This is a genomic window from Clostridium sp. 1001270J_160509_D11, assembly GCF_015667935.1.
Taxonomy (GTDB): domain Bacteria; phylum Bacillota; class Clostridia; order Peptostreptococcales; family Peptostreptococcaceae; genus Intestinibacter.
The window spans coordinates 1-4432 of the sequence record NZ_JADPET010000188.1; the positions used below are offsets into that span (position 1 = coordinate 1).

The 4432-nt window shown below is 30.5% G+C and carries 3 protein-coding genes; 2 read left to right on the plus strand and 1 reads right to left on the minus strand.

Annotated elements, in window-relative coordinates; all coding sequences use genetic code 11:
- Positions 1–587: 587 nt before the first annotated feature.
- Positions 588–1406 (plus strand): methyltetrahydrofolate cobalamin methyltransferase, encoded by an 819-nt coding sequence (locus tag I4U58_RS12765; protein ID WP_195931725.1) that lies wholly within the window; start codon positions 588–590, stop codon positions 1404–1406.
- Between the two features lie 185 nt (positions 1407–1591).
- Here the strand turns inward: I4U58_RS12765 and I4U58_RS12770 are convergent, their stop codons facing one another.
- Complete coding sequence (locus I4U58_RS12770; RefSeq protein ID WP_195931726.1) at positions 1592–2236, minus strand: corrinoid protein; 645 nt, start codon at positions 2234–2236, stop codon at positions 1592–1594.
- A 173-nt stretch (positions 2237–2409) separates the two neighbouring features.
- Here I4U58_RS12770 and I4U58_RS12775 point away from each other — a divergent pair, with 173 nt between their 5' ends.
- The gene (locus I4U58_RS12775) at positions 2410–4305 is read left to right on the plus strand and encodes an ASKHA domain-containing protein (RefSeq protein WP_195931727.1); all 1896 of its coding nucleotides are present in this window, start codon (positions 2410–2412) and stop codon (positions 4303–4305) included.
- The last annotated feature ends 127 nt before the right edge of the window (positions 4306–4432 follow it).

Sequence of the window (4432 nt, forward strand, 5' to 3'; positions counted from 1 at the left end):
TGTGATAATAAGGATTTGTAATCAATAAATACGTTGAAATTAAGCCATTTTAGAAAGAGAAGTTTTATTTTTAGAGCGAATTTAAGAAATTTTCTAAAAATAATATAATTATTACAATAATTAAAATGCCTATTTTTCTATAATAATAGTATAAACATTATACAAATCTAAAATATATTGAAAGGGAGAAAATCCCTATATTCAATATAATCAAAATAATGTGAATCCCACAATTGTATAGTTTTATTTGATCTATTTAATGGGTCGTGTAATACGCCTCTTGTCAACTTTTACGACCCAGAGAAATTTTTAAGTTTATATCTATAGGAGGTGGAGTTAATTTTACGGTAAAGTAGATAAAATAATTTAGTTTAAAAGGGTTATGAAAAATATATAAAAAGTAAACAAATATAAAAAAATAAAAATTTAAAAGTAAAGTAATATAAAAAATTAAATGACATTATATATAAAATTAAATAAAATCACAATATTATAGCTACAATAAAAAAATTATGTAAACAAAACTCTAATTAATAGAGAATTTGTATTAAATTTGGTTATGAAAAAACAATTAGGGGGAATATCTTATGATTATAGTTGGTGAATTGATAAACTCAAGTAGAAGAGCAATAAAAGAAGCGATTGATAAAGGCGATATCGAATATATAAAACAAGTAGCTGTTGACCAAGAAGAAGCTGGAGCTACATATATAGACGTAAACGCCGGTACATTTGTAGGAACTGAGACTAAACACTTAAAATGGATGATTGAAAATATTCAACAAGTAGTTGATATACCATGTTGTATAGATTCTCCAGATCCAAAGGCCTTAGAAGCTGCTTTACAAATACATAAAGGGACTGCAATGATAAACTCCATATCTTTAGAAGAAGATAGATACGACGCTGTACTTCCAGTTGTAGCAGGAACTGATTTAAAAATAGTCGCTTTATGTATGAGCTCAGAAGGAATGCCTGAAACTTGTGAACAAAGATTAAAAATAGCTGATAAATTAGTAAATGGTTTAGTTAAAAACAACGTACCAATCGACAATATATATGTAGACCCATTAGTTCAACCTATAGGTACTGACGATACTTATGGATTTGAATTTTTAGACTCTGTAGCAGCTATTACGACTGAATTTAAAGGAATTCATACAATGTGTGGACTAAGTAATATATCATTTGGGCTTCCAGAAAGAAAATATATAAACAGAAACTTCGCAGTAATGGCTATTGCTAGAGGTCTTGACGGACTTATTATAAATCCACTTGATAGAGATATGATGGGAAGCATTGTTACAGCAGAAATGCTTGCAGGTAGAGATGAATATTGTGCAGAGTACCTTCAAGCATTTAGAGCTGGTATAATTGGAAATCCTAAACAATTAAATACTTTATAAATATGTAAATATTATTGAAAATTTGTTAAAAGTGTTGTTCTAGTTTAAATAAGGGCAACACTTTTGCTTTTAAATAACAAATTTAGACAAAAAATTCGCTATGCTCATAACACCAACGAATCAAAGATTCCGTTGATTAAAAAATTAAAAATTGAATACTAAAAATCTTACAATTTTATATGGTTTTAACTCTTATGTTTTTGGAGTAGTACCTTTTCTGCTAGTTTTGCAGCTGACGCCGCATCTGCAGTGTAGTAATCGGCATTTATTCTTTTGGCAAAGTTGCTTGTTACTGGGGCTCCGCCTATCATAAATATGTATTTATCTTTTATGCCTGCTTTTCTAAATTCTTTTATAACTTCGCTGATTTCGGGCATAGTTGTTGTAAGCAAGGCGGAAAGACAGACTAAGTCAGCGTTTACTTCTTCGGCCTTTTGTATAAAATCTTTTGCTGATACATCTACTCCTAAATCATAAACATCAATGCCAATGCCACGAAGTGTAATTTTGACTAAGTTTTTGCCGATATCGTGGATGTCTCCTTTGACAGTACCGATTACGGCAGTGCCTATAAATTGTGCACCAGTTAAAGATAAGAGAGGTTCTAAAACTTTTATACCTGCAGTCATTGCTTTACCGGCAAGTAACATCTCGGGTACGTAGATTTCATTATTCTTAAATTTTATACCTACTTCATTTAAAGCTGGGATAAGACCTTTGTTTAATATAACAGAGGCGTCTATACCATCTGCTAGAGCTTCTTGAACGAGTTTATTAGTCATTCGGGCGTTACCCTTTTGTACATTTTGTGAGAGCTTACTAAAATCCATATTATAACCTCCTATAAACCTATAAGTAACGAAATATTTATAGTATTTGTTACTAGTTGATATTTTCTTATATATAATTAAATTATAGGTAGAAAATGAGATATAATCTATCACTTATTAGTATATAAAATTGTAAAATTTTTAGAAATGAATAAAGTCTGGAGGGAATAAAAATGAAGGAAAATAAAATTAATGTAAAGATAATACTTGAAGATGGTGAAAAGGTATGTAAGGCCAATATAGGCGACAATCTTTTAGATGTTATAAGAAAAAATAATATAGATTTTGATACACCATGTAATGGAAACGGTAGCTGTGGTAAATGTAGATGCAGATTGAGAGAAAATACAGAAATAGGAGTATCAAGTAAAAAGCATTTGAGTGAAGCTGAATTAAATTCTGGTGTAAGGCTTGCTTGTGATACTAAAGTTATGAATGATTTGACAGTAGAGCTTTCAAACAAAATCAAAGATATGACTGTTTTGATAAGCGGTGTAGAAAAAGAATTTAAAATAAACCCTTCTATTAAAAAACACTACATAGTGTTAGAAAAACCTACTTTAGACGACCAGAGAGACGATTTAATGAGAATAAAAGACTTCTTAAAAGAATCCTTTAATTTAGAAAATATAGATATAGATTTAAATATACTTAGAAAAATACCTAAAGCAATTAGAAAAGACGATTATAAGTTTACTATAACTTTATTTGACAACAAAATTATAGATATCGAGCCATCAGATACAACAAAAGACAACTATGGTCTAGCAATCGATATAGGTACTACTACAATCGCTGTATATTTGATGAGTCTTTATGACGGACGCCAAATAGATGTAATTTCTGAGGTTAATAATCAAAGAAATTACGGTGCAGATGTTATATCTAGAATCAATTATACGATAGAAAATTCTGATGGACTTAAAAAACTTAAAGCTTCTATAGTGAGTCAAATCAACGACATAGTTAAAAATATAGGCAAGAAAAACAATATAAATATAGATAATATATACGATACAGTAATAGTTGGAAATACTACTATGATTCACCTTCTTTTAGGAATAGATCCAGAATATATAGCAAAAGCACCTTATATTTCAGGATTTACTGAAGCTATGAATTTCAGTCCAAAAGATATAGGATTTAGCTTCAAATCAAATATAAGTATAATGCCGGGCGTATCTAGTTATGTCGGCAGCGATATAACAGCAGGTATATTGTCTTCTGGTATGTTGGAATCAGAAAAATACTCATTATTACTAGACTTGGGGACTAATGGAGAGATGGCACTAGGTAACAAAGACGAGGTTATAACTTGTTCCACTGCGGCTGGGCCTGCGTTTGAAGGGGCAAATATTAAATACGGTGTAGGAGGCATTTTGGGAGCTATAAGTGAGATAGATTTATCTAAAAAAAATAAGATAAAGACAATTGGAAATAAACCACCTTGCGGTGTGTGCGGTTCAGGGGTTTTAGATGCCGTTTCTGAGATGATTAAATACTCATTGATAGACGAAACTGGTAGGATGTTTGATGAAGAAGACGACGACTTTGAATTTGAAGAATATGAATATTTGACTAAAGATTTAGTAGAAATTGACGGTATGAAGCAATATATTTTGGCTAAAGATCAAAATGGAGATATTATATCATTTACTCAAAAGGACATAAGAGAAGTTCAACTTGCAAAGGCTGCTATTAATGCTGGTATACAGATATTAGTTAAGGAAAAGAATTTAGATTTTAACGATATAGAATGTCTATACTTAGGCGGTGGATTTGGAAACTATATGAATGTCAAAAGTTCGCTACAAATAGGTATGATACCTCTAGAATTAGATGGAAAGATTAAATCCATCGGAAACTGTGCAGGTAGTGGGGCAAAAATGTACTTATTGTCTAAGGAATATAGAAATTTAATAGTAAATAAGATAAATACATCAAAATATATAGAATTATCTAATAGAAAAGAGTTCCAAGAATACTTTGTAAATGGAATGATGATGGAGAGAATCTACGAGCCAGCACAAAAATCTCAAACAGAAGAAGCTGCTGTAAGCTCAATTTAATATGCGTTTTGGATACAAATATAATAAATATTTTCGCAGTAATCTAAAAATACCTGATACGTATCCACCGTATTCAGCAGTTTCACTTACTGAATAGTTCATTCTTTCAAGTCCACCTTCATACATT

What these genes read in the sequence shown, in the direction of transcription:
- I4U58_RS12765 (WP_195931725.1), top strand. Translation starts at nt 588, where the DNA reads ATGATTATAGTTGGTGAATTGATAAACTCAAGTAGAAGAGCAATAAAA.
- I4U58_RS12770 (WP_195931726.1), bottom strand. Translation starts at nt 2,236, where the DNA reads ATGGATTTTAGTAAGCTCTCACAAAATGTACAAAAGGGTAACGCCCGA.
- I4U58_RS12775 (WP_195931727.1), top strand. Translation starts at nt 2,410, where the DNA reads ATGAAGGAAAATAAAATTAATGTAAAGATAATACTTGAAGATGGTGAA.